Here is a 26,779-nt window from a genome sequence, read left to right as displayed (position 1 = left end):
TCGAGTGCGCTACGGTTAAAGAAGGAGGATATCGCCGCATCCGCCCCAGTCCAGTGGCTCGAGTCGCACCTGGTGGCGTGGATCGGATATCCTCGTCTGGCTGGCCGGTTGTCCCGGCATGCCCTCCGCCCGACATGCATCAGCGGACAGGGCTACATCGACTGTTTTAAGGAGCGATACCGTGGCTTCCGTCTGCGATGTTTGCCGCAAGGGGCCGATCTTCGGCAACAACGTGTCCCACTCGCACCGCCGTACCCGTCGTCGTTGGAACCCCAACATCCAGACGGTCCGCGCGGTCGTGGGCGGCACGCCGAAGAAGCTGAACGTGTGCACCTCGTGCATCAAGGCGGGCAAGGTCACCCGCTAGCTTCGACCTCCGCGACAAGCCCGCCGCTCCCGGCCGAGCGGCGGGCTTTCGTCATGCCCGGACCCGCCCATCGGTCCCGGGCAGCACGCATGTCGGCCCCGAGACCCCACCTCACGGCGCACGCGACATTCGCGAGGGCTCGCCGCCTCATGTGCGCCCGTCGCTGATACGCGACTCCGCATGCGGGTGGCCAGTGAGGCCGGGTGGCACAGGCGCGGAAGGCCGGGGGCGGGAGGCGGACGTCATGGGTGGGCCTGAGCGCGTGCCGGACCCGGATGTCATGCCCGCAAGCCGATGAGGCCGGTTGTCAGCGCCACTGCCAGGCGTGGTCGACGGGGCCGATGCCGTCGCCCAGGGGGAAGCCGCGCCGGATCGCGCCCGTGACGTACTCCTTCGCCTTGCCCACCGCGCCCGGCACGTCCTCGCCCGTCGCCAGGTGGGAGGCGATCGCCGAGGCGAGCGTGCAGCCGGTGCCGTGGGTGTGGCGGTTGTCGAGCCGCTCGGCGGTGAAGCGGTACTCGCGCGTGCCGTCGGTCAGCAGGTCCACCGGCTCGCCGGGCAGGTGGCCGCCCTTGATGAGCGCCCAGGCGGGTCCCAGCTCCAGGATCGCGTCGGCGGCCCGCCGCATCCCGCCTTCGTCCTCGACCTTGACCGAGGTGAGCTGCTCGACCTCCCACAGGTTGGGGGTGACGACGGTGGCGACGGGCAGCAGCCGCGTGCGCATCGTCTCGACGGCCTCGGGCGCGAGCAGCGAGTCGCCGTGCTTGGAGACGCCCACGGGATCGACCACGACCGGCGCCTCGTACGCGCCGAGCGTCACAGCCACGGTCTCGACCAGCTCGGGCGAGGCGAGCATGCCCGTCTTGACCGCCTGCGCGCCGATGTCGCCCAGCACGGAGTCGAGCTGGGCGCGTACGGCCTCGGCGGGCAGCTCCCAGTAGCCCTGGACGCCCAGGGAGTTCTGCGCCGTCACGGCGGCGATCACGCTCATGCCGTGGACGCCCAGGGCCAGCATGGTCTTGAGGTCGGCCTGGATGCCCGCCCCGCCACCGGAGTCGGATCCGGCGACGGTCAGCACGCGCGGAGGGGTCGTAGCGGTCATGACCCCATCCAACCATTTCGCTCATTCCACGCGGACGCCCTCCGCCTGGGCGGGCGCTGTGACGGGCGCCCGCCCCGGAGGCGTCAGTTGACGGCGCAGTCGCCGCCCACGAGGCCGCAGTTCTCCGGCTCGGCGGCGCGGCCCGTGGCGGTGAAGGTGATCTCGGTCGAGCCGCCCCCCGCCAGCGTCTCCGGCAGGTCGATGATCAGCAGATCGCCGTCCTGCGTCCACTCGGCGCCCGTCATGTTCAGCACGCGGCCCTTCACCGGCACCGACACGGTGAGGGACTTGAGCGCCTGCGGCGAGGAGTTGACCACGTCGAGGTGGGCCGTGTAGCCGGTGATCCGCTGGCTGACCACGTCGAAGCCGACGCTCACCGAGCCGCCGCTGGGCCCCGCCGTGTCGGTCGCGGTGGGGACGGGGTTGCTGGTCGCGTTGTCGGCGGGGTCGGTGACCGTGATCGTGCTGGGCTCCTCGGACGGAGTCTCCAGCCCGGTCTCCTCGAAGGTGGTCGGCAGCGGCTCCTGCGTGGGCTTGACCGGCTTCTTGCTCTTGGTCGGCTTCGGATCGGGCGAGGCGGACCGGCGCGGGGTGCGGGCGCCCGTCGTGGTCTGCGGGCCCGGCGTGCCGGCGGGCTGCGTCTTCGCGCCCGTGGGCTCGTCGGTCGGCGCCGACTCCTCGGTCTCGTCCTCCGCCGGCTCCTCGGTCTCGTCCCCGGCGGGCTGGGAGCCCTGCGGTCCCGGCTGGTTCGTCGCCTGTACGGCGGCACAGCCGTCGGCGGGGCAGCCGGACGGCTGCGACGAGCCGCTCATCAGCTTCACGCCCGCCACGGTGCCACCGAGCACGACGGCGACGGCGGCCACCGAGAGCAGCGCGAGACGGCCCCGGTTCCTGGCCGGCGGGTCGGCGTACGGGTCTGCGTCCCCGGACGGAGGCTTGCGGCGCCCGCGGCGGCGCGGCTCCGCGTCGTCCTCACGCCCGCCGTCCCGGTCGCCGCCGGGCTCGTCACCCGACCAGCCGGAGCCGAGGAAGCCGTTGTCGGCCCCCTCCGACCACGCGGGAGCCTGGACGTCCACCATGGTCGGGTTGCCGAACACCTTGACGTCGCCCGGCTCGGGCGGCCCCGCGGGGGGCTGGACGCGGGTCTGCTCGGAGGCGGCCTGGTCGTGGCCGAACACCTGCGTGGCGTCACCGCCGCGCCCCTGCGGCCCCTCACCGAACCCGTGGGTCTCGGCCGGTCCGAACGCCTGCGGCCTCTCGCCGAACACGTGGGTCTCGGCGGAGCCGAAGGGCCCCGAGGGCTCGTCGTCGCCGAAGCCCCGCGGGCCGGACGGCCCGTCGCCGCCGTACGCGTGGGGTCCCGAAGGGTCGTCGCTCACGAAGCCCGGCGTCGAGGAGGGCCTGCCGTCCTCGAACGCGCGGCGGATGGGCGCTCCCCTCCCGCTGAAGACGGGCGTGCCGGACGGCCGCTCGTCCCCGCCGAAGGCCCGCGGCCCCGAGGGCCCGTCCGTCCCGGACGCCGGCGGCCCCGAGGGCCCGTCAGCGCCGAACGCGTGCGGCCCGGCAGGCCGGTCACCGCCCGGGGGACGCGGACCGGAGGGCCCGAAGGCGTGCGGTCCCGAAGGCGCGTCGCCGCCGAGGTCCTGCGGCATGCCGAAGGTCTGCGTGCTCTCACCGACCTCGCCGGCCCGTCCGGGCTCGTCCCAGTGCGGGGGGCGCGCGAAGGCGCCCGTCGTCTCGAACGGCGGGTCGGCGGCCGGCCCTGAGCCGGCGCCGGCCCGCGAGGGCGGCGGCTGGAAGGCGCCGGTGGTCTCGAACGGGTCCTTCTCCGGACCGCGGACGGCGGCACCGGGGTCCCGCTTCGGCATCGGGGCCCACTGCCCCGTCACTCCCGCCTGGTCCGGCAGCTCCGGCCAGCCGGGCGGCTCGGCCTGCTGGTCATCGGTGTCCCAGAAGGAGCTCTTGGCGGTCGGATCCGGCGCGGCGGCCCACTGCGCGGCGCGGTCGGTGAGTCCGAATCCCTCGTCGTGAGAGTCGTCGGACGTGCCGTTCCCCCGTTCGCTCGCGTCGTCGGATCCACCTGTGTGGCGGCCCATGGCAGCCCTTTCTTGCCGGTGACGATGGCCGCCAATCTTCATAACACCTTCGCTACGACTTTGTCCCAGCAATCCCGTGAGTCACATGTCATGGTGGGAAATTTTCACGCAAATCGGGACATCTCATCACTGAAAGTGATCCCAGCCGCCGCGTATCACGTCACGGCCCCGTACGGTCACGCCTTCGCCCTCCACGACGGCCCCCACGACCTGCCAGGCGTCCCCCAGCGGCACGTCAGCGGGGAACACGGCCGCGAGCGCGTGGTCCTCACCCCCCGTGAGCACCCAGTCGACAGGATCGGCCCCGAGCTCCTTGGCGGCGGCGGCCACCGGATCGCCCACCACGAGGGCGCCCGGGTCCACCTCGATCCGCACGCCACCGGCCCGCGCGAGGTGTCCCAGGTCCTGCAGGAGCCCGTCGCTGACGTCGAGCATCGCGGTGGCGCCCAGCCGCGCCGCCTCCGGACCGCACGCGTACGGCGGGCACGGCCGGCGGTGCGCCTCCACCGCCTCGAACAGCGCCCCCGCGGCACGCGGGACGTCACGACCGGCCTCCAGGAGGGCCAGGCCCGCCGCGGCGTGGCCGAGCCGCCCCGCCACGGCCACCACCTGGCCGGGACGCGCCCCCGACCGGGTCACCGGAGGATGTCCGCCCAGGTCGCCGAGCGCGGTCACCCCGAGCACCACCAGGTCGCTGCGTGCCATGTCGCCGCCGGCCACGCTCGCCCCCACGACCGCGCACTCGTCGCGGAACCCGTCGGTCAGCGCGTCGAGCCAGTCGACCGGCAGATCCGCCGGAATGCCCAGCCCGACCACCAGGGACGTCGGAACGGCGCCCATGGCGGCCACGTCGGCGAGGTTCTGCGCCGCGGCCTTCCGGCCGACGTCGTAGCCGCTGGACCAATCGCGGCGAAAGTGCCTACCCTCAAGCAAGAGGTCCGTTGACACCACGACGCGCCCGTCCGGCGCACTCACCATGGCGGCATCGTCGCCCGGTCCGAGCAGAACACTGGCTCCTTGCGGCAGACGTCCGGAAATACGACTTACCGCTCCGAATTCGCCGAGATCTCCGACTCTGATGACACACCTCCTGACCCACACAGGGTACGGTGGCCCTTCGGCGTGATCCAATCGCCCGGGAGGACGTAATGGTGCAGGCCTACATCCTTATTCAGACCGAAGTCGGCAAGGCGGCGAGCGTGGCCGCGGAGATCTCCGGCATCCCCGGAGTCACGCAGGCCGAGGACGTGACGGGACCGTACGACGTGATCGTGCGGGCGGAGGCCCGTAACGTCGACGAACTGGGCAAACTCGTCGTGGCCCAGATCCAGGGCGTCGAGGGGATCACCCGGACCCTGACCTGCCCGATCGTGCACATCTGAGGTAGATCTTTCCGGGAGAACTCGCCGTCCATGCGTGTCGCCGCCGTATCGCTGCTGCTGCTCGCGCTCGCCGCGTGCGGCGCCGTCCAGGTCGAGCCGCCCGCCCCGCAGGGCGAGGCGGCCGCGGCCTGTCAGCGGCTGTCCGGGCTGCTGCCCCGCACGCTGGACGGCGCCGGACGCGGCACGTCCGTGCCCGAGTCGCCGTACGTGGCCGTCTGGGGCGACGGGGAGATCGCGCTGCGGTGCGGCGTGCCGCGGCCGGCCCGGATGGCGCCGACCGACCAGCTCCAGGAGATCGACGGGGTCGGCTGGTTCGCCGACCCCGACAAGCCCACGCTCTTCACCGCCGTCGCGGCCCCGCTGTACGTGGAGGCGACGATCGCCGGGACGCACGTGGCGCCCCAGGTGCTCGCCGACCTCTCGGGCCCGATCAGCCAGGTCACGCCGAAGTAGTCCTGATCCGCGCCGGTTCAGCGCAACCCGGCCGGCCGGTTCAGGGCGAGCTGCACGAGCCGGTCCACCAGCTCCGGATAGCTCGTCCCCGAGGCGGCCCAGAGCTGCGGCGCCACCGACAGCGACGTGAAGCCGGGCATCGTGTTGATCTCGTTGAAGACGATCTCGCCCTCGGGCGTGTAGAAGAAGTCCACCCGCGCGAGGCCCTCGCACTCGAGCGCCTCGAACGCCCGCACGGCCATCGCCCGCAGTTCCTCCGCCACCTCGCCCGGCAGGTCGGCGGGCACGGTCAGCGACATCTGGTCGGGGTAGTACTTGGCCTCGAAGTCGAAGAACTCCTGGCCGCCCTCGACCTTCACCTCGCCGGGCAGCGACGCCCGCGGCGGCTCGTCGCCGAGCGACTCGAGCACCGCGCACTCGACCTCGCGTCCCGTCACCGCCGCCTCGACCAGCACCTTCGGGTCGTGCCGCCGGGCCTCCTCGACCGCCTCGGCGAGGCTCGCCCGGTCGTGCGCCTTGGAGATGCCCTGGGAGGAGCCGGCCCGGGCCGGTTTGACGAACACCGGCCAGCCGAGCTGCTCCTCGGCCTCCTTCAGCACCCGCTCGCGGTCGAGTCGCCAGTCGCGGTCGCGCACCACCAGGTAGCGCCCGATCGGCAGCCCGGCCGCCGCCATGACGGTCTTCATGTACGCCTTGTCCATGCCGACGGCGCTGGCCAGCACCCCCGAGCCGACGTAGCGCACGCCGGCCATCTCCAGCAGGCCCTGGATGGTGCCGTCCTCGGCGAACGGCCCGTGCATCACCGGGAAAACCACGTCCACCGAGCCCAGCTCGACCGGGATGCTGCCCGGGTCGTAGGCCACGAGCGAGCCCTGCCCGGGCGGCAGCGCCAGCGCGGCTCCGGAGGTGTCGACGCTGGGCAGCTCGCCCTCCTCGATGGCGAACCGCTGGCCGGCCGCGGCGAGCACCCACCTGCCGTCCTGGGCGATCCCGATGGGGACCACCTCGTACTTGTCCTTGTCGATCGCCTCCAGCACGCTGCCCGCCCCCATGAGGGAGACGGCGTGCTCGGAATTGCGACCCCCGAAAACGACGGCGACGCGTGGCTTGCTCATGACGTCCGAATCTACCGGCGTGTCCGCACTACAGCGAGTCAAGCTCGCCGGTGATGTCCGCAATGGTCAGACCCCATACCGCTCAGGCTTGGGCGAACGGGACATCAACAGCATGCCGGCCTCACTGGGCGACATGCCGTCGTGGACGACGCCCACCACGACTTCGGTGATCGGCATCTCGACGTCGTGCTTCCTGGCCAGCTCCAGTACCGACTCGCACGACTTGACGCCCTCGGCGGTCTGTTTGGTGGCCGCGATGACCTCCTCCAGCGTCATGCCGCGGCCCAGCCGTTCGCCGAAGGTGCGGTTGCGTGACAGCGGCGAGGTGCAGGTCGCCACGAGGTCACCCATGCCGGCCAGCCCGGCGAACGTGTGCGGGTCGGCCCCGAGCGCGGCCCCCAGGCGCGAGATCTCCGCCAGCCCCCTGGTCATCAGCATGGCGCCCACGTTGTCGCCCATGCCCATACCCGCGGCGACGCCCACGGCCAGGGCGATGACGTTCTTGACCGCGCCGCCCAGCTCCACGCCCACCACGTCGTGGTTGGTGTACGGGCGGAACCAGGGCGGCAGGTGGCAGGCGTCCTGCAGCCGCGCGGCCACGCTCTCGTCGGAGCAGGCCACGACGGTCGCCGCCGGCTGGCGCTGGGCGATCTCCTTGGCCAGGTTGGGACCGGACACGACCGCGACCCGCTCCTCGGCCGCGCCCGCCACCTCGCAGATGACCTCACTCATCCGCTTGGTGGTCCCGAGCTCGATGCCCTTCATCAGGCTGACCAGGATCGCGTCCGGCGGGATGTGCTCGCGCCAGGCCGCCAGGTTGGTCCGCAGCGACTGCGACGGCACGGCGAGCACCACGAAGTCGGCCCCGTCCAGCGCCTCGGCCGGGTCGGTCGTCGCCCGCAGCGAGGTGGGCAGCGCCACGCCGGGCAGGTAGTCGAGGTTGGTGTGGGTGCGGTCGATCGCCTCGACCAGCTCCGGCCGGCGCCCCCACAGCGTCGTCTGGTTGCCGACCTCGGCCAGGATCATCGCGAACGTGGTGCCCCACGAACCGGTGCCGAACACCGCCGCCTTCGTCATCGTCGTCACCGTCCGGCCGGATCGTAGGGACTCTCGGGTGCCTTCTCACCGCGCAGCTCGGCGAGCTGCACGGTGATCGCCGCCATGATGTCGGCGGTCGCCTGGCGCAGCACCGGCCCCTGCGGCGGCTGACCGGCGTACCTGGACAGGTCGACCGGCGGTCCCACGGACACCCGGAACGTCTTGCGCGGGAACAGCCTGGGCTTCTTCTCCCCGTACGGCAGCAGCTCATGCGCGCCCCAGTGGGCCACCGGGATCACGAGGGCGCCGCTTTCCAGGGCGAGCCGGGCGGCTCCGGTCTTGCCGACCATCGGCCACAGGTCGGGGTCACGCGTGCAGGTGCCCTCCGGGTAGAAGAGGATCGCGCCGCCGTCGCGCAGCCGCTGCGCCGACACCTGCAGCGAGCGGGCCGCCTCGCTGCTGGCCCGCTCGACGGGGATGGCGCACAGCGAGCGCACGGCGTGGCCCAGCAGCGGCACCCGGAACAGCGCCGCCTTGGCCAGGATGACCGGCCAGCGCCCGTTGTCGTACAGGAAGTGGGACAGCAGCACGGGGTCGGTCCACGACAGGTGGTTGGCGGCGATGATCACCCCGCCCTGACGGGGGATCCGCTCCCCGTGGCGCCAGTCACGGTTGACCAGGAGCCACGACAGTGGCTTCACGATCACCACGGCCAGGGACTCCCAGAAACGCGACGGCCGCGTGAGGCGCCTCATGCTCTCCTCCAACCCGAACGTGGTGTGCGCCCCAAGTCTCCCGGTTGGCCGCGCGGGATGTCGAGGCGCGATGCTTAACCCTATGAGCAACCGCTGGTCACTGGTCATCCCGGTGAAGACACTGGTCGCCGCGAAGACCCGGATGGCCGCCGCGGCCGGTCCGCACCGCACACGGCTGGCCGTCGCCGTGGCCTGCGACACGGTGTCGGCGGCGCTGGAGTGCCCGGCCGTGGCGCGGGTCGTCGTCGTGACCGCCGACCCCGCCGCCGCGGGGCCGCTCGCCGCGCTCGGCGCGGACGTGGTGCACGACCCCGACCGCGGGCTCAACACCGCGCTGCGCACGGGCGCCGCCCACGCCGTACGACTGGCCCCCGGCGACCCCGTGGGGGCCCTGCAGGCCGACCTGCCCGCGTTGCGGCCCGCCGAGCTGGCCGCGGTGCTGGCCGCGGCGTCGGAGTTCGACCAGGCGTTCGTGCCCGACGCGCTCGACGTGGGCACCACCTTCTACGGGGTGCGCCCGGGGCTGCCGTTCACGCCCCGCTTCGGCGGGGAGTCGCGGGCCAAGCACCTGGCGGGCGGGGCCAAGGAGCTGTGCCTCGACGGCGTCGACTCGGTCCGCCGCGACGTCGACACCCCTGACGACCTGCGCGCCGCCGTCACGCTGGGTCTCGGCCGGCACACCGCGGCCGTGGTGGCGGAGCTGTGGCCGTCCTGATGCGGGGCGCGGTGACGACCGCCAGGTGGGAGAGGCCGAGCGCGGCGATGCCCACGGCGAACACCGCGTAGCCGCCCACCCGCTCTCCCAGCGCCCCGCCGAGCAGCCCGCCCAGCGGGAATGCGCCCCACATGAGGAAGCGCATGGCGGCGTTGACCCGGCCCAGGAGATGGCCGGGGGTGACGCGCTGCCGGTGGCTGAGCTGGGTGACGCCGAACACCGAGCTCGCCGCGCCGAACAGCGCGCCCGCCACCGGCAGGAACGCCAGGCGCCAGCCGGGGCCGGTGGCCAGCGCGGGCAGGTAGAGCACCGTGGCCAGCACCGCGGAGCCGTACAGGGTGGCGCCCGTGCCGAAGCGGGCGGTCAGCCGCGGCACGAGCGCCGCGCCGGCCAGCGCGCCGCAGGCGGAGCCCGACAGCAGCAGGCCGTACGCGCCGGGGCCGACGTCCAGCTCCTTGATCAGGTAGAGCGGGAAGCCGATTGCGCAGATGCTGTTGGCGGCCATGACCAGTGCCCCGCCGACGGCGACGCGGCGCAGCACGGGCTCCCGGACGACGAAGGCCAGGCCCTCGGCCATCTCCCGCCGCAGCCGCCGCTCACGCCGTGCCGGCCGCTCCCCGGCCCGCACGCCTTCCCCGGCCCGTACGCGCTCCTCGGCCCGTACGCGGGACAGGAGCAGCGCGGAGGCGAGATAGCTGACGGAGTCGGCGAGCAGGGCGACGGGCGCGGTGAGCAGGTTGACGAGCCAGCCGCCGACGCCCGGACCGGCGAGGAGGGAGACGTTACGGGTGACCTCCAGGGCGCCGTTGCCGCGTTCGAGCCGGTCCTCGGGCACGATGGCGGGCAGCAGGCTCATGTGGGCCACGTCGAAGAACACCGTGCCGAACCCCAGGAGCAGGGCCACAGCGTAGAGCTGCGGCAGGGTCAGCACGCCCGCCCAGGCCGCGAGCGGCACCGTGACGAGCGCCAGGCCGCGTACCAGGTCGGACCAGACGAGGACGGGCAGCCGGCGGACCCGGTCCACCCAGACGCCGGCGGGGAGCCCCACGAGCAGGAAGGCGGCCATCTGGGCGGCGGCGAGCAGGCCCAGCTCCAGCGCTCCGGCGTCCAGCGTGAGGACGGCGGCCAGGGGCAGCGCGACGGTGGTGACCTGCGTGCCCATCTGGGTCACGCCGTTCGCCCAGACGAAGCGCCGGAAGTCGGGGTTCGAGCGCACAAGTAGCGATGGTCCGCTGTTCCGCTCCCCGATGGCAAACGGATTAGGCTGGTGGGCGTGCAGGCCACGGTGCGCACCTTCGACGAGATCACCCGCTCCGGCACGGTCTTCCTGGACGACGGGACCGTGCTGCCCTTCGGCACGCACGCCTTCGACGCGGGCCCGCTGCGGCTGCTGCGCTCGGGGCAGCGGGTTCGGCTGGCAATGACGGACGGGGAGATCAGCTACGTGACGCTGTCCACGTTCCCCCTGCCGGAGTGATCCCCCGAGAACGCGGAACGCCCGGCCCCCGAGACGGGGACCGGGCGGTCGCGACGTCGTTACTTCTTCTTAGCGGCCTTCTTGCCGCCGGCGTTCACCAGCTCCTTGAAGTCCGATCCAGGCCGGAACTTCGGCCCCCAGCTCTCCTGGACCTTGATCTCGGCGCCGGTCGACGGGTTCCTGGCCGAGCGGGCCGGCTTGTGGACCATCTCGAAGGCACCGAAGCCGGTGATCGAGACCTTGTCGCCGCTGGCCACGGCCTTCTGGACGACGTCGATGATGGCGTTGACCGCTTCGGTCGCCGTCTTCCGGTCGCCGACGCGCTCTACGATGGCGTCAACGAGCTCTCGCTTGTTCATGTAAGTTGTGCTCCCCCCGTTACGGCTCGGGGTTCCAGCTAACGAAGTTCGACGTAGAAACCCCTTACTCTCCCGAAACTAGGCCGGATTGCGGGCGAACTCAATCACCCGGCGTGCTTTCGGGTGCGCGTGGCGTGTCGAGATCGCCGTCCAGAGAGGCCAGGAGAAGATCCAGACGGGCCGCTGCCCGTACCGGATCGTGCTTGGCGAGATCGCAGATCGTCACGTATCGCCGCGCCAGCCGCTCTTTCTCGTCGTCGGGAAGGCCGGTGAGCACGGCGCTGACGCGGCGGTGCGCCTCGCGCAGCCGCCGCGCCAGCTCGTCGTCGTCTAGACGGTCGTCGGCAGCCATGGCTGCCGCTCATTCTCGTACGCCGCCACGTCCTCGGCGTGCCGCAGGGTCAGGCCGATGTCGTCGAGCCCCTCCATGAGCCGCCAGCGGGTGTAGTCGTCGATCTCGAAGCCGACGGCCTCGCCGGCCCACCGGACCTCGCGGCCCTCCAGGTCGACCGTCACCTGGAGCGACGGGTCGGCCTCGACGGCGGCCTGGAGCGCCTCCACCTTCTCGCCCGGCAGGACGACCGGCAGCAGGCCCATCTTGGTGGAGTTGTTGCGGAAGATGTCGCCGAACCGGGCGGCGATCACGGCGCGGAAGCCGTACTGCTGCAGCGCCCAGACGGCGTGCTCGCGCGAGGAGCCGGTGCCGAAGTCGGGTCCGGAGACGAGGATCGAGGCGCCCTGGTAGGCCGGGTCGTTGAGGACGAAGCCGGGGTCCTCGCGCCACGCGGCGAACAGGCCGTTCTCGAAGCCGGTGCGGCTGACCTGCTTGAGCCAGACGGCCGGGATGATCTGGTCGGTGTCGACGTTGCTGCGGCGCAGCGGCACCGCCGTACCGGTGTGGGTGGTGAACGCGTCCATGGTCGGGATCTCCTAGAGGTCGGCATCTGGGAAGCGCGTCGGTCAGGCGGCCTGGCCGCCTGACCGTGACCGCGCTAGAGGTCCGCGGGAGCGGTGAGGCGGCCGCTGACGGCGGTCGCGGCGGCGACCTGCGGCGACACCAGATGGGTGCGGCCACCCTTGCCCTGCCGGCCCTCGAAGTTGCGGTTGGAGGTGGAGGCGCTGCGCTCGCCCGGCTTGAGCGTGTCGGGGTTCATGCCGAGGCACATGGAGCAGCCGGCCTCGCGCCACTCGGCGCCGGCGGCCTTGAACACCTCGTGCAGCCCCTCCTGCTCGGCCTGCAGCTTGACCAGCATCGAGCCGGGCACGATGAGCGTGCGCGTCTTCACCTGCCGGCCGCGCAGGATCTCGGCGGCCGAGCGGAGGTCCTCGATGCGGCCGTTGGTGCAGGAGCCGACGAAGACGGTGTCGACCTCGATGTCGCGCAGCGGGGTGCCGGCGCTCAGCCCCATGTACTCCAGGGCGCGCTCGGCGGCGGAGCGCTCGATGGGGTCGGCGAAGCTCGCCGGGTCGGGCACCGACGCGCCCAGCGGCAGGCCCTGGCCGGGGTTCGTGCCCCAGGTGACGTACGGGGTGAGCGTGGAGGCGTCGATCTCGACGACCTTGTCGAAGACGGCGTCGTCGTCGGTGCGCAGCGACTTCCAGTACTCGACCGCCTGGTCCCACAGCTCGCCGGAGGGCGCGTGCGGGCGGCCCTGGAGGTAGGCGAACGTGGTCTCGTCGGGGGCGATCAGGCCCGCCCGGGCGCCGGCCTCGATCGACATGTTGCACACCGTCATCCGGCCCTCCATGGAGAGCTTGCGGATGGCCTCGCCGCGGTACTCGACGATGTAGCCCTGGCCGCCGCCGGTGCCGATCTTGGCGATGATGGCCAGGATGAGGTCCTTGGCGGTGACGCCCACGGGCAGCTCGCCCGAGACCTCGATGGCCATGGTCTTCGGCCGGTAGGCGGGCAGGGTCTGCGTGGCCAGCACGTGCTCGACCTCGGAGGTGCCGATGCCGAACGCGATGCCGCCGAACGCGCCGTGCGTGGAGGTGTGGGAGTCGCCGCAGACGATGGTCATGCCCGGCTGGGTCAGGCCGAACTGCGGGCCGATGATGTGCACCACGCCCTGGCCGGCGTCGCCCATCGGGTGCAGCCGGATGCCGAACTCGGCGGCGTTCTTGCGCAGCGTCTCGACCTGGGTCTTGGAGACGGGGTCGGCGATGGGGCCGAGCACGGTCGGGACGTTGTGGTCCTCGGTCGCGATGGTGAGGTCGGGCCTGCGCACCTCGCGCCCGGCGAGCCGGAGCCCGTCGAACGCCTGCGGGCTGGTCACCTCGTGGATGAGGTGCAGGTCGATGTAGAGCAGGTCGGGCTCGCCGTCGGCGCGGCGCACGACGTGCTGCTCCCAGACCTTCTCCGCCAGTGTGCGGCCCATGATCTCCTCCTGCGTTCTCGCGACTGCTCCGTCGCAGCCCCGCCTTCCAGCCTGCCTCCGACTTGCTTTCTCATATGTCGAGACGGCAGTATCGGCCTATGGACAACTCTAGCGGAGTCGGAGTACTCGACAAGGCCGTTCTGGTGCTCAATGCCCTCGAAGCCGGCCCCGCCTCGCTCGCCCAGCTCGTTCAGGCCACCGGATTGGCCCGCCCCACCGCCCATCGGCTCGCGGTCGCCCTCGAGCACCACCGCATTGTGAGCCGTGACACACAAGGCAGGTTCGTCCTGGGCCCGCGGCTCTCCGAGTTGTCCACGGCCGCCGGCGAGGACCGGCTGCTCGCGGTGGCCGCGCCGGTGTTGATGCAGTTGCGCGACCTGACGGGCGAGAGCGCGCAGCTCTACCGCCGCCAGGGTGACGAGCGCGTGTGCGTGGCCGCGGCCGAACGCGCGAGCGGTCTGCGTGACACCGTGCCCGTGGGATCGGCGCTGCCCATGACGGCGGGTTCGGCGGCGCAGATCCTGCTGGCCTGGGAGGAGCCCGACCGGCTGCACCGCGGGTTGCGCGGCGCCAAGTTCACCGCCGCGACGCTCGCGTCGGTGCGCCGCCGCGGCTGGGCCCACAGCGTGGGCGAGCGGGAGCAGGGCGTGGCGAGCGTGTCTGCGCCCATACGGGGCAGCGGGGGCAAGGTGATCGCCGCGGTGTCGGTGTCGGGCCCCATCGAGCGGCTGACGCGGGCGCCCGGACGCCTGCACGCCGTACCGGTGATGGCCGCCGCCGAGCGGATCACCGAATCGATGCGCCGCACGTCATGATCAGCAAAAGCACGGATTTGGGGGGCCGAGTGCGCCGTCGGCGCACTAGCCTGAGTGGGTGACAGATCGCATCGAGGTAGCCGCCACTGAGCTGCGACCCCTGCTCGAAGAGTTCATCATGTGGGCGCGCGTCAACGCGCCCGACAGCGACCCCGAACTCGTCGGGCCCGCCGCCCTGTGGCACCGTCTCGCCTTCTCCAGCGACCTCGGCACGTGGAAGCGTGCCGACCTGCGCAACCTGCTCCTGGACCGCATGCCGAAGGTCGTGGAGGACCCCGACTCCGCCGCCGACGGCATGCTGCCGGCCGTGGACGCGTACCTCACCTTCCTCTCCCAGACCGGGAGGCTGACCCAGGGCTCCGACTCCCTGGAGGGCCTGCGGGAGGAGCTCGACGACGTCGAGGACGAGTTCGTCGAGCTGATGGAGGAGCTTCTCGACGACGCCGAGGGCGACGACGCGGACGAGGAGGAGACCGGCGATCTGGGAGACTTCGAGCCGTTCGCCGACGAGCTCGCCGACCTGCCCACGATCCGGCTGCGGCCTGACTCCGAGCTGGCCGCCGCCGCCCGCGAGGTTCCGCTGGTCGCCAAGGCCCGCGACCTGGCCGTGTGGGTCGGCTCCGGCCGCCGCGTCGGGGAGGACACCCTGCTGTCCGACGCCGAGGTCGAGGAGGCGCTGGCCGCCGTCGGCCTGCCGAGGCCGGAGACCGACGGCTCCCTCGCCGAGGCCGTGCCCCAGCTCTGGAACATCTGGAACCTGGCCGTCGACCTGGAGTTCCTGGAGCCGGGCGAGGGCAACACGGTGGCCGTGCAGGACGACACGTCCGAGTGGCCGTTCGACGACGACGAGGACGTGCTCGACGCCTGGATGCTCGGCCTCCACTCGGTCGACTACGGCGACCCCGAGCTGCCCGACGACGACCTGACCATGGCCCTCGCGGGGCTCACCCGAGGCGTGCTGGTGCGGCTGCTGCTGGCCGGCGGCTCACGCGAGCTCGACGGCCTGCGCCAGGAGCTCGCCGAGGCCGCCGCCGAGATCGACGAGCTGGGCTCCGACGCGTGGGAGGCCGCGGGCGACCCGCTGGCCCCGGCCGTCGACTGGCTGACCGGCTACGGCATGGTCACCCTCGACGCGTCGCAGGGGGCCGGCGGGACACTCAGCCTGACGGCGCTCGGCACCGAGGGCGTCATCCACCTCGTGGACGACTCCGACATCGAGATCGACGCGCGGCCCGCCATCGAGTCGATGAGCGCCCACGAGCTGCTCGCCCTCAGCGCCGAGCTGCCCGAGGAGGAGGCCGACGCCGAGTTCGCCGCCTGGATGCGGCTGCGCGAGCCGGGCCGGGCGGCCGAGGAGCTGCTGGAGGCGGCGGCCGAGGACGAGAGCGACGCGCTCATCCGCGTCCAGGCCGCCAGCGTGGTGGGCACGCTCGGCGAGGAGGCGATCCCCGCCTGGCAGGCGGCGCTGAAGGAGCCGTCGCTGCGCCCGTACGCCGCCACGCACCTGAGCCAGCTCGGGGTTGAGGGGGCGCCCGAGCCGACCCAGGACGACACCCACTGGCTGATCCTGGACATGTGGACCATCTCCGCCGGGCTGGGACGCTCGGAGTTCGTCAGCAGCCTGCAGGACATCGGCCCGGACCTGCTCAACAACCTGCTGGAGGTGATCTGGAAGATCCCGCACGCTCACGTGGAGGAGCTGCTGGATCTGATCTCCCAGGTGCACCCGGACAAGCAGGTCGCCAAGGCGGCCCGCCGGGCGCTGTTCAAGGCCCGCTCGAACCAGTAGCCGCTCATGCAGACGCTGTGCCCCGGGACCACCTTTCGCGGTCCCGGGGCACGGTGGTTTTCGTCTGTCAGGTGAGGACGTCGTCGAGGGAGTCGGCGGTGACGGCCCGGCGGATCCACTCCTGGACCTGGGTGAGATCGGTGCAGGCGGCGATGCGCAGCCTGGCCTGGTCGGTCACGGTGAGACCGCGCGCCTCCAGAACGGTTATCAGTGCCTCGATCTCCCCTTCGACCTTTCCTTCGACCTTTCCTTCGGCCTTGCCCCTGCCGAAGTGCTCGCGGGCGAACGGGCTGTAGACCGGCCACGCCGTTGACGACATGATCTCCTCCAGGTTCTGCTTCGCGCCCTCAGAGGCGAGGTCATAAGCGTATTCATAGTACTGCGGAGCGTGTTCGCCGCCGACTTTCGCCAACGCGGCGACGAACGCCTCGACGACGGGACGGCTCTGGCCGTGGAGCATCACGGACACCGTGGCCAGTTCCATGCATGCCACGGCTTCGACGGGGTCGGTGATGGCCGGCACCTGGTCCGGCCCCATGACGAGGGGCGTCAACGAGTACTCAGGGAGATTCGTGACGATCGGCCCGGCGGCCCAGGCCGCCACCTTGTCTGTCGCGCACACCACGAGCACCACGACGGGGCAGTCGAGCCGCAGCCACAGGGCGGCCGCGTAACGGGCCCAGGCGAGACGTTTCTCCTCGGTGACGTTGAGCTGGACCTCGACGACGATCCCCAGCTCCGGGCTCTTCGGGGGTCCCAGGGTGATCACCGTGTCGGCGTAGAAGTCACGCGAGTGCCGGTCGTTGAACTCCCCGGAGGTGACCTCGACGTAGGTGTCCGTCGAAAGGTGGGGGTCGTAGATCCGCTGAAGGATCTCCACAGCGAACGCCGGGCGGCCTCTGAAGAGCGCGTTCAGCGTGTCGTGAATGATGGAAGGCACATCGCCGTACGTTATCAGTCGAGTACGGATTGTGACGGAAAATCGTCAAGCCGTATCGAACGTGAACGCGAAAAAGCCCCGGCGCGGAGGAGCGCACCGGGGCGTTGAGAGAGAACGTAGTCCCGACCGGATTCGAACCGGCGCTACCGCCTTGAGAGGGCGGCGTCCTGGGCCACTAGACGACGGGACCTTCGGTTGACTTGTGTGACTGTGGTAGTCCCGACCGGATTCGAACCGGCGCTACCGCCTTGAGAGGGCGGCGTCCTGGGCCACTAGACGACGGGACCGCGTCCCACAAGCAATCCGCCGGGCTTCCCCGGCGACGGACGTAACTCTACCGCACCCCGGAGACCACAACCAAACCGCGATCAGGCGCGTGGATCAGGGCGGTAGATCGTGGCGCGGCGGTGACGCCCGGCCGCGCATCCGCTCGGTTGGAGGGCTAGTCGGTCAGCAGACCGCGGCGGTACGCCTCCGCGACCGCGGCCGCACGGTCGCGGACGTCGAGCTTGGCGTAGACGTGCAGGAGGTGGGTCTTGACGCTGGCCTGGCTGATGAACAGCCGCGCGGCGGCCTCCCGGTTGGTCGCCCCGCCCGCCACCAGCCGGAGCACCTCCAGCTCCCGCCGGCTCAGCGCGCCCCGCGCGGGCTTGCGCACCTGCTCGGCCAGGCGTCCCACGACGGCGGGCGCGAGGACCGTCTCGCCGCGGCCGGCGGCGCGGACGGCGCGCACCAGTTCGTGCGCCGGGGCGTCCTTCAGCAGGTAGCCCGCCGCGCCCGCCTCCAGGGCGGTCAGCACGTCCGTGTCGAAAGTGGTGAGCACCAGCACCCGCGGCGCCGCCGGGCCGAGCGCCCGCAGCTCCCGGAGGGCGGTGACGCCGTCCATGCCGGGCATGCGCAGGTCCAGGAGGACGAGGTCCGGGGCCAGCTCGCCCGCCAGCCTGACCGCCTCGGCCCCGCCGGACGCCTCCCCCACGACCTCCAGGTCCGGCTCGCCGTCCAGCGCCGCCCGCAGGCCGTCGCGCACGATCGGGTGATCGTCCACCAGGAGCAGCCTCATGACTCGTCCCACGCCTTCCCTGGTGCGTCCGCGGGCAGGGCCGGGACGGTCACCGCGACGGCCGTCCCTCCCCCTGGCTCCGACTCGATCTCCATGGTGCCGCCCACCCCTCGTACCCGCCGCCTCATCCCGTCCAGCCCGAAGCCGTCAGTGGGCGCCTGCGGGTCGAAACCGGCTCCGTCGTCTCGGATGTCCAGCAGGACCGTGTCGTCCTCGTACGAGAGCGTGAGGACCGCTCTGGTGGCCTCGGCGTGCTTGGCGACGTTGGCGAGGGCCTCCTGCGCCACGCGCAGCAGCGTGTCCTCCACACCGGGAGCCAGCGCGATCGGCGTCCCGGTCACCTCGAACGTCAGCCCGGCGCGCGCGGCGCGGGACCAGTCGTCCTTCATGCGGCCGATCGCGTCGGGCAGCCGGGAGTCCTCCAGCGGCCCAGGGCGCAGCGCGCTCACCGCCCGGCGCGTCTCCGTCAGACCGCGCCGGGCCAGCTCCGACGCGTGGGCGAGCCGGCGCCGGCGGTCGCCGTCATGACCGGCGAGGTCGGCGCGGCCGGCGGCGTCGAGCTGGCCGATGAGCGCGACGAGGTCCTGGGCGACCGTGTCGTGGATCTCGCCGGCGACCCGGTGCCGCTCGTCGAGCACGCCCGCGTGCCTGGCCTGGCCGAGCAGCCGGGCGTGCAGGTCGGCGTTCTCGGCCATGGCGGCACGCAGCTCGCCGATGAGGCGCCGGCGCCGGTCGCTCTCGGCGCTGACGTACCAGCCGGCGGCCACCAGCGGGACGGCGATGCCGGCGATCACGGTGAGCAGCCCGGCAGGGTCGCGCGCACCGGCCTGGGCGGCGACGATGACCGCGGCCGTGAGCGTCATCCCCGCGATGACCATCCGGGTGGGCAGCAGCGCGACGGCCAGCGGATAGCCGGCGGAGGCGAGCAGGGTGAAGGCAGGATGGCGCGCGGCCAGGACCCCGGCGAGGACGAGGAACCCGGCGTAGTGCACGGCGGCGAGCCCCGGCAGGTCGTCGCGGCGCGCGTGCGACCACGGGAGCGGCGCCAGCCAGGCGACCGTCAGGCCCGCCACCACCGGCCAGGGCACCGAGGCGAGCCAGGGCGCGACCGCGAGCACGACGTTCCCGGAGCCGTCCCCCGCGCCGCCGGAGCCGCCCGCGCCCGCCGCGTGATCCGCGGTCGCGGCGCCTCCGGTGACCGCGGCGACGGCCGCGGACAGGACGAGCAGGCCGTACGCGAGCGCCACGTGCACGAGACGCTCGCGCCCCTCCGGCCCTGTCACGGGAGCGGCCGAGCTCACGGAGCGGCCCGCCTCGCGCGCTGGAACGGCTCGCCTCATGAGGCCGGGCCGCGGTCGCGCGTCAACCGATCGGTGGATGCCCGGGATCCACCGGACGACGAGCCGTCCGGGCGATGCGCTCCCCCTCCGGCCCGGAGGAGCATCGTCCCATGACCGAACACATGCGCACCGAGACCGCCCGGCCCCGCCGGGTCACCACGTTCGTCTTCGTGACGGGCGCGAACGGGACCGCCTCGCAGGACGCCGAACTGACCCTGCGCGGCCACCGGACGGTCGGCGTGAGCCTTCCCGGCCACGGCGCCGCCGAGCAGTTCCACCGCGCCTACCAGTCGCCCCAGGACCTGGCGGAGCTGGCCACCCTGCCCTCCCCCGTGTCGGGCGTGACGCTGGACGACCACGTCGAGGCCACCGTGACCGTCGTGCGCCGCGCCGCGTCGCACGGGCCGGTGATCCTCGTGGGCGGAAGCCTCGGCGGCGCGACCATCACCAGGGCCGCCGACGCGGTCCCCGACCTGATCGACCGGCTCGTGTACGACGCCGCGTTCTGCTGCACGATCCTGCGTTCGCCGTCGGAGTACCTGGAGACGCCCGAGGCGAAGGGGAGCCTGGCCTCCAGCGTGCTGGGCGGGCTCGTCGGCGACCCGCGGGTGATCGGCGCGATCCGGGTCAACTGGCGCTCGGCCGACCGGGCGTTCCTGGACGCGGTCAAGGAGGCGTACATGGCGGACGCGAGCGACGGCGAGTTCCTCGCGATGGTGAACGGGCTGCTGCCCGACGAGAGCCTGCTGGTGTCGAGCGGTGACGCGCGCGGAAGCGAGGAGGCGTGGGGACGGGTGCCGCGCACCTACATCAGGCACGCGCGCGACCGGACGATCCCGCCGGCGCTGCAGGACAGGATGATCAGGGAGGCCGACGCGGCGACCCCGGGCAATCCGTTCGACGTGCACACGGTGGAGGCTACCCACGCGCCGACGGCGGCGGCTTACCGGCAGATCACCGACATCCTGGATCGGCTGGTGAAATGAAAAACGGACGCCTCGGTTTCCGAGACATCCGCTGCTCACTGCTGGGGTACCAGGACTCGAACCTAGACTAACTGAACCAGAATCAGTCGTGCTGCCAATTACACCATACCCCACCGCTCCGAACCCCGTGGGGCGCGTTCGGCGACGTCCGAAAGAATAGCCCAGCTTGAGGCGAAGACCAAAACGATTGCCCCGAGCCGCCCGGCGGGCTCCTCACCGTGCCAAGCTGAGAGGGACAAAACACCATGTGGAGGAGCCCGAGCGTTGGCCGAGAACCCCTTGTTCGCCCCTAGTTCCCTGCCGTACCAGCTGCCGCCTTTCGCGGACATCCGCGAGGAGCACTACCTGCCCGCGTTCGAGCGGGGCATGGCTGAGCAGCTGGCCGAGGTCGACGCTATCGCCGGAAGCGCCGAGCCGCCGACGTTCGACAACACGATCGCCGCGCTCGAACGCTCCGGGCGGCTGCTCGCCCGGACGGCCACGGCGTTCTACAGCGTCGCCGCGTCCGCCTCGACCGACGGGATCATGGAGATCGAGAAGCGGATCTCCCCAGAGCTGACGAAGCACAGCGACGCCATCCGCCTCAACCGCCCCCTGTGGGCCCGCGTCAAGCAGGTCTCCACCGAGGACCCCGAGGAGGCGTGGCTGCTGGAGAAGTACCGCGAGGACTTCGTCCGGGCCGGCGCCGACCTGTCCGAGACCGAGCAGGAGCGGCTCAGGCAGCTCAACGAGGAGCTGTCGCGGCTGTCCACCGAGTTCGCCCAGAACCTCATGCGCGCCTCCACCGAGTCCGCGCTCGTGGTGGACGACCCCAAGGAGCTCGACGGGTTCGACGAGGACCGGATCTCGTCGCTGCGCCGCGACGACAAGTACGTCCTGCCGCTGCTGAACTTCACCAACCAGCCGGGCCTGGTCCAGCTCACCGACCGGGACGTGGGCCGCCGGCTCTACACGCTGAGCGTCGAGCGGGCGCCGCAGAACTTCGGCCTGGCGATCCGCATGGCGACGCTGCGCGCCGAGCGGGCCCGGCTGCTGGGCTTCCCGAACCACGCCGCGTACTCGGTGGCCGACCAGACCGCCAAGACCGTCGAGGCGGTCGAGGAGATGCTCGGGCAGCTCGTCGGCCCGGCCGTGCGCAACGCCCGCAAGGAGGCCGAGACGCTGGCCGGGCAGGCCGGGTTCCCGATCGAGCCGTGGGACTGGTCCTTCTACTCGGAGAAGGTGCGCCAGGCCCGCTACGACTTCGACGCGAGCGCGATGCGGCCGTACTTCGAGCTCGACCGCGTCTACCGCGACGGCGTCTTCCACGCGGCGACCCTGCTGTACGGCATCACGTTCACCGAGCGCCCCGACCTGCGCGGCTACCACGAGGACGTGCGGATCTTCGAGGTGTTCAACGAGGACGGCAGCGTCCTCGGCCTGTTCGCGCTCGACCCGTACGCCCGCGAGGGCAAGCGCGGCGGCGCCTGGATGAACAACCTGGTCGACCAGTCGCTGCTGTTCGGCGAGAAGCCGGTCGTGGTCAACAACCTCAACGTCACCAAGCCCGCCGCGGGCCCGACGCTGCTGACCTACGACGAGGTCAACACGGCCTTCCACGAGTTCGGGCACGCCCTGCACGGGCTGTTCTCGGAGGTGCGCTTCCCGCGCGTCTCCGGCACGAGCGTGCCGCGCGACTTCGTCGAGTACCCGTCGCAGGTCAACGAGATGTGGATCACCTGGCCGGAGGTGCTGGCCAACTACGCGCGGCACCACGAGACGGGCGAGCCGATGCCGGCCGAGCTGGTCGAGAAGATGAAGGCGGCCGAGCAGTTCAACCAGGGCTTCATGACCGTGGAGTACCTCGCGGCCACGCTGCTCGACTGGGCCTGGCACAAGCTGGAGCCGGGTCAGGAGGTGGCGGACGCCGAGGCGTTCGAGCAGGCGGCCCTGGAGGCGGCCGGGATCGCCTTCCCGCCGGTCCGGCCGCGTTACCGGACCAACTACTTCGCGCACATCTTCGCGGGCGGCTACAGCGCCGGCTACTACTCCTACATCTGGAGCGAGGTGCTCGACGCGGAGAGCGTCGAGTGGTTCAAGGAGAACGGCGGGCTCAAGCGCGAGAACGGCGACCACTTCCGGCGCACGCTGCTGTCGAGGGGCGGCGCCACCGACCCGCTGACGGCCTTCCGCGAGTTCCGTGGCCGTGAGGCGTCCATCGAGCCGCTGCTGAAGCGCCGCGGCCTCACCTGACCGTCACCGGGCCTCCGTGCCCGGGCCGCCCTTGCCTCCGTCGTGGCGGGCGGCCGGCGCGGACGTTCCCGAGCCGTTGACCGCCCGTCCAGGCGCCGCCAGGGAGCGGGGACGACGTGTGGAGGCGTACGACCCTCCCGGCGTGAGGCACGATGATCCCGTGATACGTACCTCTTCCCTGGCCGCCGGCGCGGCGGCGGTGTTCGTGGTGATCGCCTTCGTCGTGTCCACGCCGGGGCTCGTGGCGTTCTTCTGCGTCCTGGCGCTGCTCTGCCTGGGCGCGTGGTTCTTCCTGCAGCGCCGGGGGTCGTAGGCGGGACCCGGGCACCTGCCGACGGCTGTGGAGGTGACCGGTCAGCGCGCGCCGGCGGGGAGTCCCGCGAGCTGCTCGCGCAGCCACTCCTTCTCCGCGCGGCTCATGGCCCGCGCGATCAGCAGCATCCCCTTCCGGTACGGGTCCGCCTCGTCCTCCGCGCGCGTCGGCCGCCCGCCCTCGTAGAAGAAGCTCGCCGGTGCCTCCAGGAAGTCGAGGCGCCGCCGGAGCACCGCGGCGCGGTCGGCCGGGTCCGGCAGGGCCGACAGGAACGTCAGCAGGACGAAGAAGCGCGCCTGGTCGCTGATCTGGAGGTCGGCGGGGCGGCGGAGGCGGTCGAGGAGTTCCTCGCGGCCGGCCGGGGTGAGGGTGAGCACGTGCCGCCGCGCCGCCGCCGCACCCGCCTCCTCGTGCCGCTCAACCAAGGCCGCCGATTCGAGCCGTGAGATGGCCGGGTAGAGGGCGCCGTCGCTGACCGGGCGCAGATGGCCGGAGAGCGCCGCGATGCGCGCCTTGAGCTCGTAGCCGTGCATCGGCCGCTCGTTGAGGAAGCCCAGGATCGTCAGGGCCAGGTCGCCTCCGCTTGCCATGGACCGCATCGTACCGCTATACCTCTAACCGATATATAGCGAATCGAGGTAGCGATGTTCCGGCTGGCGATCCCCGTGTACGTGGAGCTGCTGACGGCGGTCGTGGCGGTGGGGCTGATCGACCTGCTCTGGGTGTCCGGGCTGGGCGAGTCCGCGGTCGCCGCGGTGACCCTGGGCACCACCGTCGAGTACCTGGCCTACGGCCTCTTCCTGGCCGTCCCGACGGGCGTCACGGTGCTGGTCGGCCGCCGTGACGGACAGGCGCCCGTGGCGCCGGTCATCCGCGCCGGCTGGGCGCTGTGGGCGGTCCTGTCGGTCGCGATCGCCGTGCCGGGCGTGCTGCTGCGCGAGCCGCTGGCCGCGCTGTTCACGGACGAGTGGCGGCTCACGGCCGGCTTCTTCCTGATCTCGCTCGGCGGCCTGCCCGTGTTCTTCGCCCAGACTGTCGTGGACGGGATCCTCAAGGGCCGGGGGGACACCCGGCGGCCGATGCGGCACGCGATCCTCTGCAACGTGCTGGTGGTCGCGCTCGACCCGCTGTTCATCTACGGGCTCGACCTGGGGGTGCAGGGGGCGGCGCTGGCGACCGTGGCGGCCCGGCTGCTGACCCTGGGCGTCTCGCTGGCGACCTCGCGCAACCTCACCCGGCCGCCGTCCACGGGCGGGAACACGGGCGGGAACACGGGCGGGACGGGAGCGGTCGCGTGGGACGTGGTGAGGACCGGGCTGCCCATGTCCGGCGACTTCCTCGCCCGCTCGGCCGTGGGCATGGCGCTGGTGGACCTGGTGGCCGGGTTCGGCACGCGGGAGCTGGCCGGCTACGGCATCGGGCAGAAGATCATGCTCGCCGGAGTCATGGTGTTCTACGCGCTGCGGCAGGCCGCGATGATCCGCACCGCGCGCTCCGAGCCGGCCGGCTCGCCGCTCCTGCTCGGCCTGGGCGCCGGCGCGGTCGTGGCGCTCGCGGTGAACATCGCGGCGGCGCCCGTCGCCGCGCTCTTCACGGCGGACCCGGAGCCCGCGGTGAGCTTCCTGCGCTGGATGACGCTCTACCTGGTGCCCTTCGGGGGGCTCATCGCCGTCGGCGGGGTGCTCCAGGCGAGCGGCCGTGGCGGCCGGCTGCTGGCCGCCACCCTGGCCGGGTTCGCCGTGCAGGTGCCGCTGGCGTACGTGCTGAGCGCGTACGCCGGCGTCACCGGGGTGTGGCTGGCGATGGCCGCCGGCGCGGCGGTCAGTCTCGCAGGCGCGCTAGCGCCGCGCGCAGCCGGTCCTGGGTCCGCTCGCGGCCGAGCACCTCGATCGACTCGAACAGCGGCAGACCGACCGTCCGGCCCGTGACCGCGACGCGGACGGGGGCCTGCGCCTTGCCCAGCTTGAGGCCGTGGGCGGCGCCCACCTCCTCCAGCGCCTCCTTCAGCGACTCGGGGTCCCAGCTCACGCTGTCGACGCGCTCCAGGTAGCCGGTGAGGATCTCGACCGGGGCGTTCTTCATCGCCTTGTCCCAGGATGCCTGGTCGAACACCGGCTCGTCGAGGAAGAGGAAGTCGACGTTCTGCCGGATCTCCGACAGCACCGTGATGCGCGTCTGGGCGAGCGCCGCGACCTTGCTGAAGGTCTCGCGGTCCCAGTCGGAGTCGAGGTACGGCGAGCAGCGCTCCTCGAACACGTGGATCGGCAGCGCCCGGATGTACTCGCCGTTGAAGGCGCGCAGCTTCTTCTCGTCGAAGAACGCGCTGGAGCTGTTGACGTCCTCCAGCCGGAACAGCGGCACCATCTCCGACCACGGCATGATCTCGCGGTCGTCGCCGGGGCCCCAGCCGAGCAGCATGAGGTAGTTGACCATGGCCTCGGCCAGGTAACCCTCCTCGCGGTAGTCCTCCAGCGCCACCTTGTCGCGCCGCTTGGACAGCTTCTTGCGCTGCTCGTTGACGATGACCGGCAGGTGCGCCCACACCGGCGCCGTCGCGCCGAGCGCGGGCCACAGGAGCTCCTGCTTGGCCGCGTTGCCCAGGTGCTCCTCGCCGCGCACCACGTGGGTGATGGCCTGGGTGATGTCGTCGACCGCGTTGGCCAGCACATAGAGGGGCGAGCCGTCGGTGCGGGCGATGACGAAGTCCTCCTGGGCGTCGTTGGGGAACTCCACCCGGCCGCGGATCACGTCGTCGACCACGGTGACGCCCTCGTCGGGGGTGCGGAAGCGGACCGCGCCCTCGGTCAGGCCGCGCTCACGGCAGTGGCCGTCGTAGCCGCGGTGCTCGGAGCCGGTGCGGGCGACGAGCTGCTCGCGGGTGCAGTCGCAGTAGTACGCCTTGCCGTCGGCCAGCAGCTTGGCCACGGCCTCGCGGTGCTGCGGCTCGTACGCCGACTGGAAGTAGGGCCCCTCGAACGCCGGGTTGGTGCCGTTGATGCCGATCCAGTCGAGCGCCGAGATGATGCCCTCGGTCCACTCGGGCCGGTTGCGCGTGGCGTCGGTGTCCTCGACGCGCAGCACGAACCGGCCGCCGGCCTGCTCGGCCAGCGCCCAGTTGAACAGCGCCGTGCGGGCGCCGCCCACGTGGAACATGCCGGTGGGGGACGGCGCGAACCGCACCCGTAGATCAGTCACGAGCGACCACCTTGTTCGTCAGAGTGCCGATGCCTTCGATGCCGACGCTGACCTCGTCGCCGACCTCGACCGGGCCGACGCCGGCCGGCGTGCCGGTGAGGATCACGTCGCCCGGGATCAGGGTCATGACCGCGCTGACGTAGGCGACGAGCGCGGGGATGTCGTGGACGAGCTGGCTGGTGCGGCCGCTCTGGCGCACCTCGCCGTTGACCGTCGTGGTGAGCGCGAGGTCGCTCGGGTCGAGGTCGGTGCGGATCCACGGGCCGAGCGGGCAGAACGTGTCGAAGCTCTTGGCACGGGTGAACTGCACGTCGCGCTTCTGCAGGTCGCGGGCCGTCACGTCGTTGGCGCAGGTGTAGCCGAAGATGACGTCCTTGACCCGCTCGACCGGCACCTCGCGGCACAGCCGCCCGATGACCACGGCCAGCTCGCCCTCGTAGTCGACCCGGTGGGACAGCGAGGTGGGGTAGGCGATGGCCTCGCCGTGGCCGATGACGGAGGTGGACGGCTTCATGAAGATCAGCGGCTCGTCGGGCACCTCGTTGCCCAGCTCGCGGGCGTGCTCCGCGTAGTTGCGGCCGATGGCGACCACCTTGCTCGGCAGCATGGGGGCCAGCAGCTTCACCTGGGACAGCGGGTGCCGCTCGCCGGTGAACTGGACCTCGCCGAACGGGTGTCCGGTGATGGTGGAGACGAACTCCTCGCCCGGTCCGCCCTCGACCACGCCGAACGTGACGCCTTCGCCTGTGGAGAACCTCGCTATACGCACCCGACAAGGCTATCGCCGCCGCCGAGCCGGTCCGCCCCTGGAGGTGGGGCGGGTTAGCCTGGCAGACGGCACCGGTCGCGACGGGGCGCTCGGTGCGGTGAGA

The 26,779-nt window shown here is 72.1% G+C and carries 28 protein-coding genes and 3 tRNA genes; 11 read left to right on the top strand and 20 right to left on the bottom strand.

Annotation, left to right across the window (positions count from 1 at the left end):
• Nucleotides 1-181 precede the first annotated feature (181 nt).
• Nucleotides 182-367, top strand: a complete 186-nt coding sequence (rpmB, locus tag AB0H81_RS12565) for a 50S ribosomal protein L28 (protein ID WP_253772968.1) — start codon at nucleotides 182-184, stop codon at nucleotides 365-367.
• 307 nt (nucleotides 368-674) lie between these two features.
• Here rpmB and thiD read toward each other — a convergent pair whose 3' ends face one another.
• The 3 genes from thiD to AB0H81_RS12550 all read right to left on the bottom strand — a co-directional run bounded on the left by thiD (nucleotide 675) and on the right by AB0H81_RS12550 (nucleotide 4,645).
• Nucleotides 675-1,469, bottom strand: a complete 795-nt coding sequence (gene thiD / locus AB0H81_RS12560) for a bifunctional hydroxymethylpyrimidine kinase/phosphomethylpyrimidine kinase (RefSeq protein ID WP_358373084.1) — start codon at nucleotides 1,467-1,469, stop codon at nucleotides 675-677.
• A gap of 83 nt (nucleotides 1,470-1,552) precedes the next feature.
• A complete protein-coding gene (locus tag AB0H81_RS12555; RefSeq protein ID WP_358373081.1) occupies nucleotides 1,553-3,565 on the bottom strand; it encodes a hypothetical protein in 2,013 nt (670 codons plus the stop codon).
• 126 nt (nucleotides 3,566-3,691) lie between these two features.
• On the bottom strand, nucleotides 3,692-4,645 hold the full coding sequence (locus tag AB0H81_RS12550) for a thiamine-phosphate kinase (protein WP_358373135.1): 954 nt from the start codon (nucleotides 4,643-4,645) through the stop codon (nucleotides 3,692-3,694).
• A 68-nt stretch (nucleotides 4,646-4,713) separates the two neighbouring features.
• Between AB0H81_RS12550 and AB0H81_RS12545 the strand changes: the two genes are divergently transcribed.
• Both AB0H81_RS12545 and AB0H81_RS12540 read left to right on the top strand, forming a co-directional pair.
• Nucleotides 4,714-4,947, top strand: a complete 234-nt coding sequence (locus AB0H81_RS12545; protein WP_175592335.1) for an Lrp/AsnC ligand binding domain-containing protein — start codon at nucleotides 4,714-4,716, stop codon at nucleotides 4,945-4,947.
• A gap of 30 nt (nucleotides 4,948-4,977) precedes the next feature.
• Entirely contained in the window at nucleotides 4,978-5,400 is a 423-nt protein-coding gene (locus AB0H81_RS12540; protein WP_358373078.1) for a DUF3515 domain-containing protein, read from the top strand.
• A gap of 17 nt (nucleotides 5,401-5,417) precedes the next feature.
• Here the strand turns inward: AB0H81_RS12540 and AB0H81_RS12535 are convergent, their stop codons facing one another.
• From AB0H81_RS12535 to AB0H81_RS12525, 3 genes are all read right to left on the bottom strand, one after another.
• The gene (locus AB0H81_RS12535; RefSeq protein WP_358373075.1) at nucleotides 5,418-6,515 is read right to left on the bottom strand and encodes a D-alanine--D-alanine ligase family protein; all 1,098 of its coding nucleotides are present in this window, start codon (nucleotides 6,513-6,515) and stop codon (nucleotides 5,418-5,420) included.
• 66 nt (nucleotides 6,516-6,581) lie between these two features.
• Complete coding sequence (locus tag AB0H81_RS12530; RefSeq protein ID WP_358373073.1) at nucleotides 6,582-7,592, bottom strand: NAD(P)H-dependent glycerol-3-phosphate dehydrogenase; 1,011 nt, start codon at nucleotides 7,590-7,592, stop codon at nucleotides 6,582-6,584.
• A 5-nt stretch (nucleotides 7,593-7,597) separates the two neighbouring features.
• The gene (locus AB0H81_RS12525) at nucleotides 7,598-8,308 is read right to left on the bottom strand and encodes a lysophospholipid acyltransferase family protein (RefSeq protein WP_358373071.1); all 711 of its coding nucleotides are present in this window, start codon (nucleotides 8,306-8,308) and stop codon (nucleotides 7,598-7,600) included.
• Between the two features lie 82 nt (nucleotides 8,309-8,390).
• Here AB0H81_RS12525 and cofC point away from each other — a divergent pair, with 82 nt between their 5' ends.
• Entirely contained in the window at nucleotides 8,391-9,023 is a 633-nt protein-coding gene (gene cofC / locus AB0H81_RS12520; RefSeq protein WP_358373068.1) for a 2-phospho-L-lactate guanylyltransferase, read from the top strand.
• Here the strand turns inward: cofC and AB0H81_RS12515 are convergent.
• Nucleotides 8,965-10,239 carry an MFS transporter gene (locus AB0H81_RS12515; RefSeq protein WP_358373066.1) on the bottom strand — a complete coding sequence of 425 codons (1,275 nt, stop codon included), beginning with the start codon at nucleotides 10,237-10,239 and terminating at the stop codon, nucleotides 8,965-8,967. The genes cofC and AB0H81_RS12515 overlap by 59 nt on opposite strands.
• Nucleotides 10,240-10,296: 57 nt before the next feature.
• Between AB0H81_RS12515 and AB0H81_RS12510 the strand changes: the two genes are divergently transcribed.
• A complete protein-coding gene (locus AB0H81_RS12510; RefSeq protein ID WP_358373064.1) occupies nucleotides 10,297-10,500 on the top strand; it encodes a hypothetical protein in 204 nt (67 codons plus the stop codon).
• 59 nt (nucleotides 10,501-10,559) lie between these two features.
• Here the strand turns inward: AB0H81_RS12510 and AB0H81_RS12505 are convergent, their stop codons facing one another.
• The 4 genes from AB0H81_RS12505 to leuC all read right to left on the bottom strand — a co-directional run bounded on the left by AB0H81_RS12505 (nucleotide 10,560) and on the right by leuC (nucleotide 13,237).
• Nucleotides 10,560-10,859 carry an HU family DNA-binding protein gene (locus tag AB0H81_RS12505; RefSeq protein WP_358373061.1) on the bottom strand — a complete coding sequence of 100 codons (300 nt, stop codon included), beginning with the start codon at nucleotides 10,857-10,859 and terminating at the stop codon, nucleotides 10,560-10,562.
• A gap of 100 nt (nucleotides 10,860-10,959) precedes the next feature.
• Entirely contained in the window at nucleotides 10,960-11,211 is a 252-nt protein-coding gene (locus tag AB0H81_RS12500) for a hypothetical protein (protein WP_358373059.1), read from the bottom strand.
• On the bottom strand, nucleotides 11,190-11,777 hold the full coding sequence (leuD, locus tag AB0H81_RS12495) for a 3-isopropylmalate dehydratase small subunit (RefSeq protein ID WP_358373057.1): 588 nt from the start codon (nucleotides 11,775-11,777) through the stop codon (nucleotides 11,190-11,192). Before leuD ends, AB0H81_RS12500 begins: the two co-directional genes overlap by 22 nt.
• A gap of 74 nt (nucleotides 11,778-11,851) precedes the next feature.
• Nucleotides 11,852-13,237 (bottom strand): 3-isopropylmalate dehydratase large subunit, encoded by a 1,386-nt coding sequence (gene leuC, locus AB0H81_RS12490; protein WP_358373054.1) that lies wholly within the window; start codon nucleotides 13,235-13,237, stop codon nucleotides 11,852-11,854.
• Nucleotides 13,238-13,335: 98 nt separating this feature from the next.
• Here leuC and AB0H81_RS12485 point away from each other — a divergent pair, with 98 nt between their 5' ends.
• Both AB0H81_RS12485 and AB0H81_RS12480 read left to right on the top strand, forming a co-directional pair.
• Nucleotides 13,336-14,052 (top strand): IclR family transcriptional regulator, encoded by a 717-nt coding sequence (locus tag AB0H81_RS12485; protein ID WP_175604777.1) that lies wholly within the window; start codon nucleotides 13,336-13,338, stop codon nucleotides 14,050-14,052.
• A 58-nt stretch (nucleotides 14,053-14,110) separates the two neighbouring features.
• Nucleotides 14,111-15,841 (top strand): hypothetical protein, encoded by a 1,731-nt coding sequence (locus AB0H81_RS12480; RefSeq protein WP_358373050.1) that lies wholly within the window; start codon nucleotides 14,111-14,113, stop codon nucleotides 15,839-15,841.
• A 67-nt stretch (nucleotides 15,842-15,908) separates the two neighbouring features.
• Here AB0H81_RS12480 and AB0H81_RS12475 read toward each other — a convergent pair whose 3' ends face one another.
• The 5 genes from AB0H81_RS12475 to AB0H81_RS12455 all read right to left on the bottom strand — a co-directional run bounded on the left by AB0H81_RS12475 (nucleotide 15,909) and on the right by AB0H81_RS12455 (nucleotide 19,124).
• Nucleotides 15,909-16,781, bottom strand: coding sequence for a hypothetical protein (locus AB0H81_RS12475; RefSeq protein WP_358373047.1), 873 nt, complete (start codon nucleotides 16,779-16,781; stop codon nucleotides 15,909-15,911).
• A 117-nt stretch (nucleotides 16,782-16,898) separates the two neighbouring features.
• Nucleotides 16,899-16,971 (bottom strand) — tRNA-Glu (locus AB0H81_RS12470).
• Between the two features lie 21 nt (nucleotides 16,972-16,992).
• Nucleotides 16,993-17,068 (bottom strand) — tRNA-Glu (locus AB0H81_RS12465).
• A gap of 155 nt (nucleotides 17,069-17,223) precedes the next feature.
• Nucleotides 17,224-17,841 (bottom strand): response regulator transcription factor, encoded by a 618-nt coding sequence (locus AB0H81_RS12460; protein WP_358373044.1) that lies wholly within the window; start codon nucleotides 17,839-17,841, stop codon nucleotides 17,224-17,226.
• Nucleotides 17,838-19,124, bottom strand: a complete 1,287-nt coding sequence (locus tag AB0H81_RS12455; RefSeq protein WP_358373041.1) for a sensor histidine kinase — start codon at nucleotides 19,122-19,124, stop codon at nucleotides 17,838-17,840. Before AB0H81_RS12455 ends, AB0H81_RS12460 begins: the two co-directional genes overlap by 4 nt.
• A gap of 167 nt (nucleotides 19,125-19,291) precedes the next feature.
• On the opposite strand from AB0H81_RS12455, the gene AB0H81_RS12450 reads away from it, so the two are divergent.
• Nucleotides 19,292-20,167, top strand: a complete 876-nt coding sequence (locus AB0H81_RS12450; protein WP_358373038.1) for an alpha/beta fold hydrolase — start codon at nucleotides 19,292-19,294, stop codon at nucleotides 20,165-20,167.
• Nucleotides 20,168-20,208: 41 nt separating this feature from the next.
• On the opposite strand, the gene AB0H81_RS12445 is transcribed toward AB0H81_RS12450, so the two are convergent.
• Nucleotides 20,209-20,280, bottom strand: a tRNA-Gln gene (locus tag AB0H81_RS12445).
• 151 nt (nucleotides 20,281-20,431) lie between these two features.
• On the opposite strand from AB0H81_RS12445, the gene AB0H81_RS12440 reads away from it, so the two are divergent.
• Together AB0H81_RS12440 and AB0H81_RS12435 are read left to right on the top strand one after the other, a co-directional pair.
• Nucleotides 20,432-22,399 carry a M3 family metallopeptidase gene (locus AB0H81_RS12440; protein WP_358373035.1) on the top strand — a complete coding sequence of 656 codons (1,968 nt, stop codon included), beginning with the start codon at nucleotides 20,432-20,434 and terminating at the stop codon, nucleotides 22,397-22,399.
• 160 nt (nucleotides 22,400-22,559) lie between these two features.
• Nucleotides 22,560-22,712 (top strand): hypothetical protein, encoded by a 153-nt coding sequence (locus AB0H81_RS12435; protein WP_358373033.1) that lies wholly within the window; start codon nucleotides 22,560-22,562, stop codon nucleotides 22,710-22,712.
• Between the two features lie 41 nt (nucleotides 22,713-22,753).
• On the opposite strand, the gene AB0H81_RS12430 is transcribed toward AB0H81_RS12435, so the two are convergent.
• Entirely contained in the window at nucleotides 22,754-23,302 is a 549-nt protein-coding gene (locus AB0H81_RS12430) for a PadR family transcriptional regulator (protein ID WP_358373030.1), read from the bottom strand.
• Nucleotides 23,303-23,356: 54 nt separating this feature from the next.
• Between AB0H81_RS12430 and AB0H81_RS12425 the strand changes: the two genes are divergently transcribed.
• On the top strand, nucleotides 23,357-24,640 hold the full coding sequence (locus AB0H81_RS12425; protein WP_358373027.1) for an MATE family efflux transporter: 1,284 nt from the start codon (nucleotides 23,357-23,359) through the stop codon (nucleotides 24,638-24,640).
• On the opposite strand, the gene gltX is transcribed toward AB0H81_RS12425, so the two are convergent.
• Together gltX and AB0H81_RS12415 are read right to left on the bottom strand one after the other, a co-directional pair.
• A complete protein-coding gene (gltX, locus tag AB0H81_RS12420; protein WP_358373024.1) occupies nucleotides 24,534-25,907 on the bottom strand; it encodes a glutamate--tRNA ligase in 1,374 nt (457 codons plus the stop codon). The genes AB0H81_RS12425 and gltX overlap by 107 nt on opposite strands.
• A complete protein-coding gene (locus AB0H81_RS12415) occupies nucleotides 25,900-26,676 on the bottom strand; it encodes a fumarylacetoacetate hydrolase family protein (protein WP_358373021.1) in 777 nt (258 codons plus the stop codon). Before AB0H81_RS12415 ends, gltX begins: the two co-directional genes overlap by 8 nt.
• Nucleotides 26,677-26,779: the final 103 nt, after the last annotated feature.

Origin of the sequence: Nonomuraea sp. NPDC050691, from assembly GCF_040654455.1 — a bacterium.
GTDB lineage: Bacteria > Actinomycetota > Actinomycetes > Streptosporangiales > Streptosporangiaceae > Nonomuraea.
The sequence above is the reverse complement of the archived record's forward strand: the minus strand, read 5'-3'. Positions and strand labels throughout refer to the sequence as shown.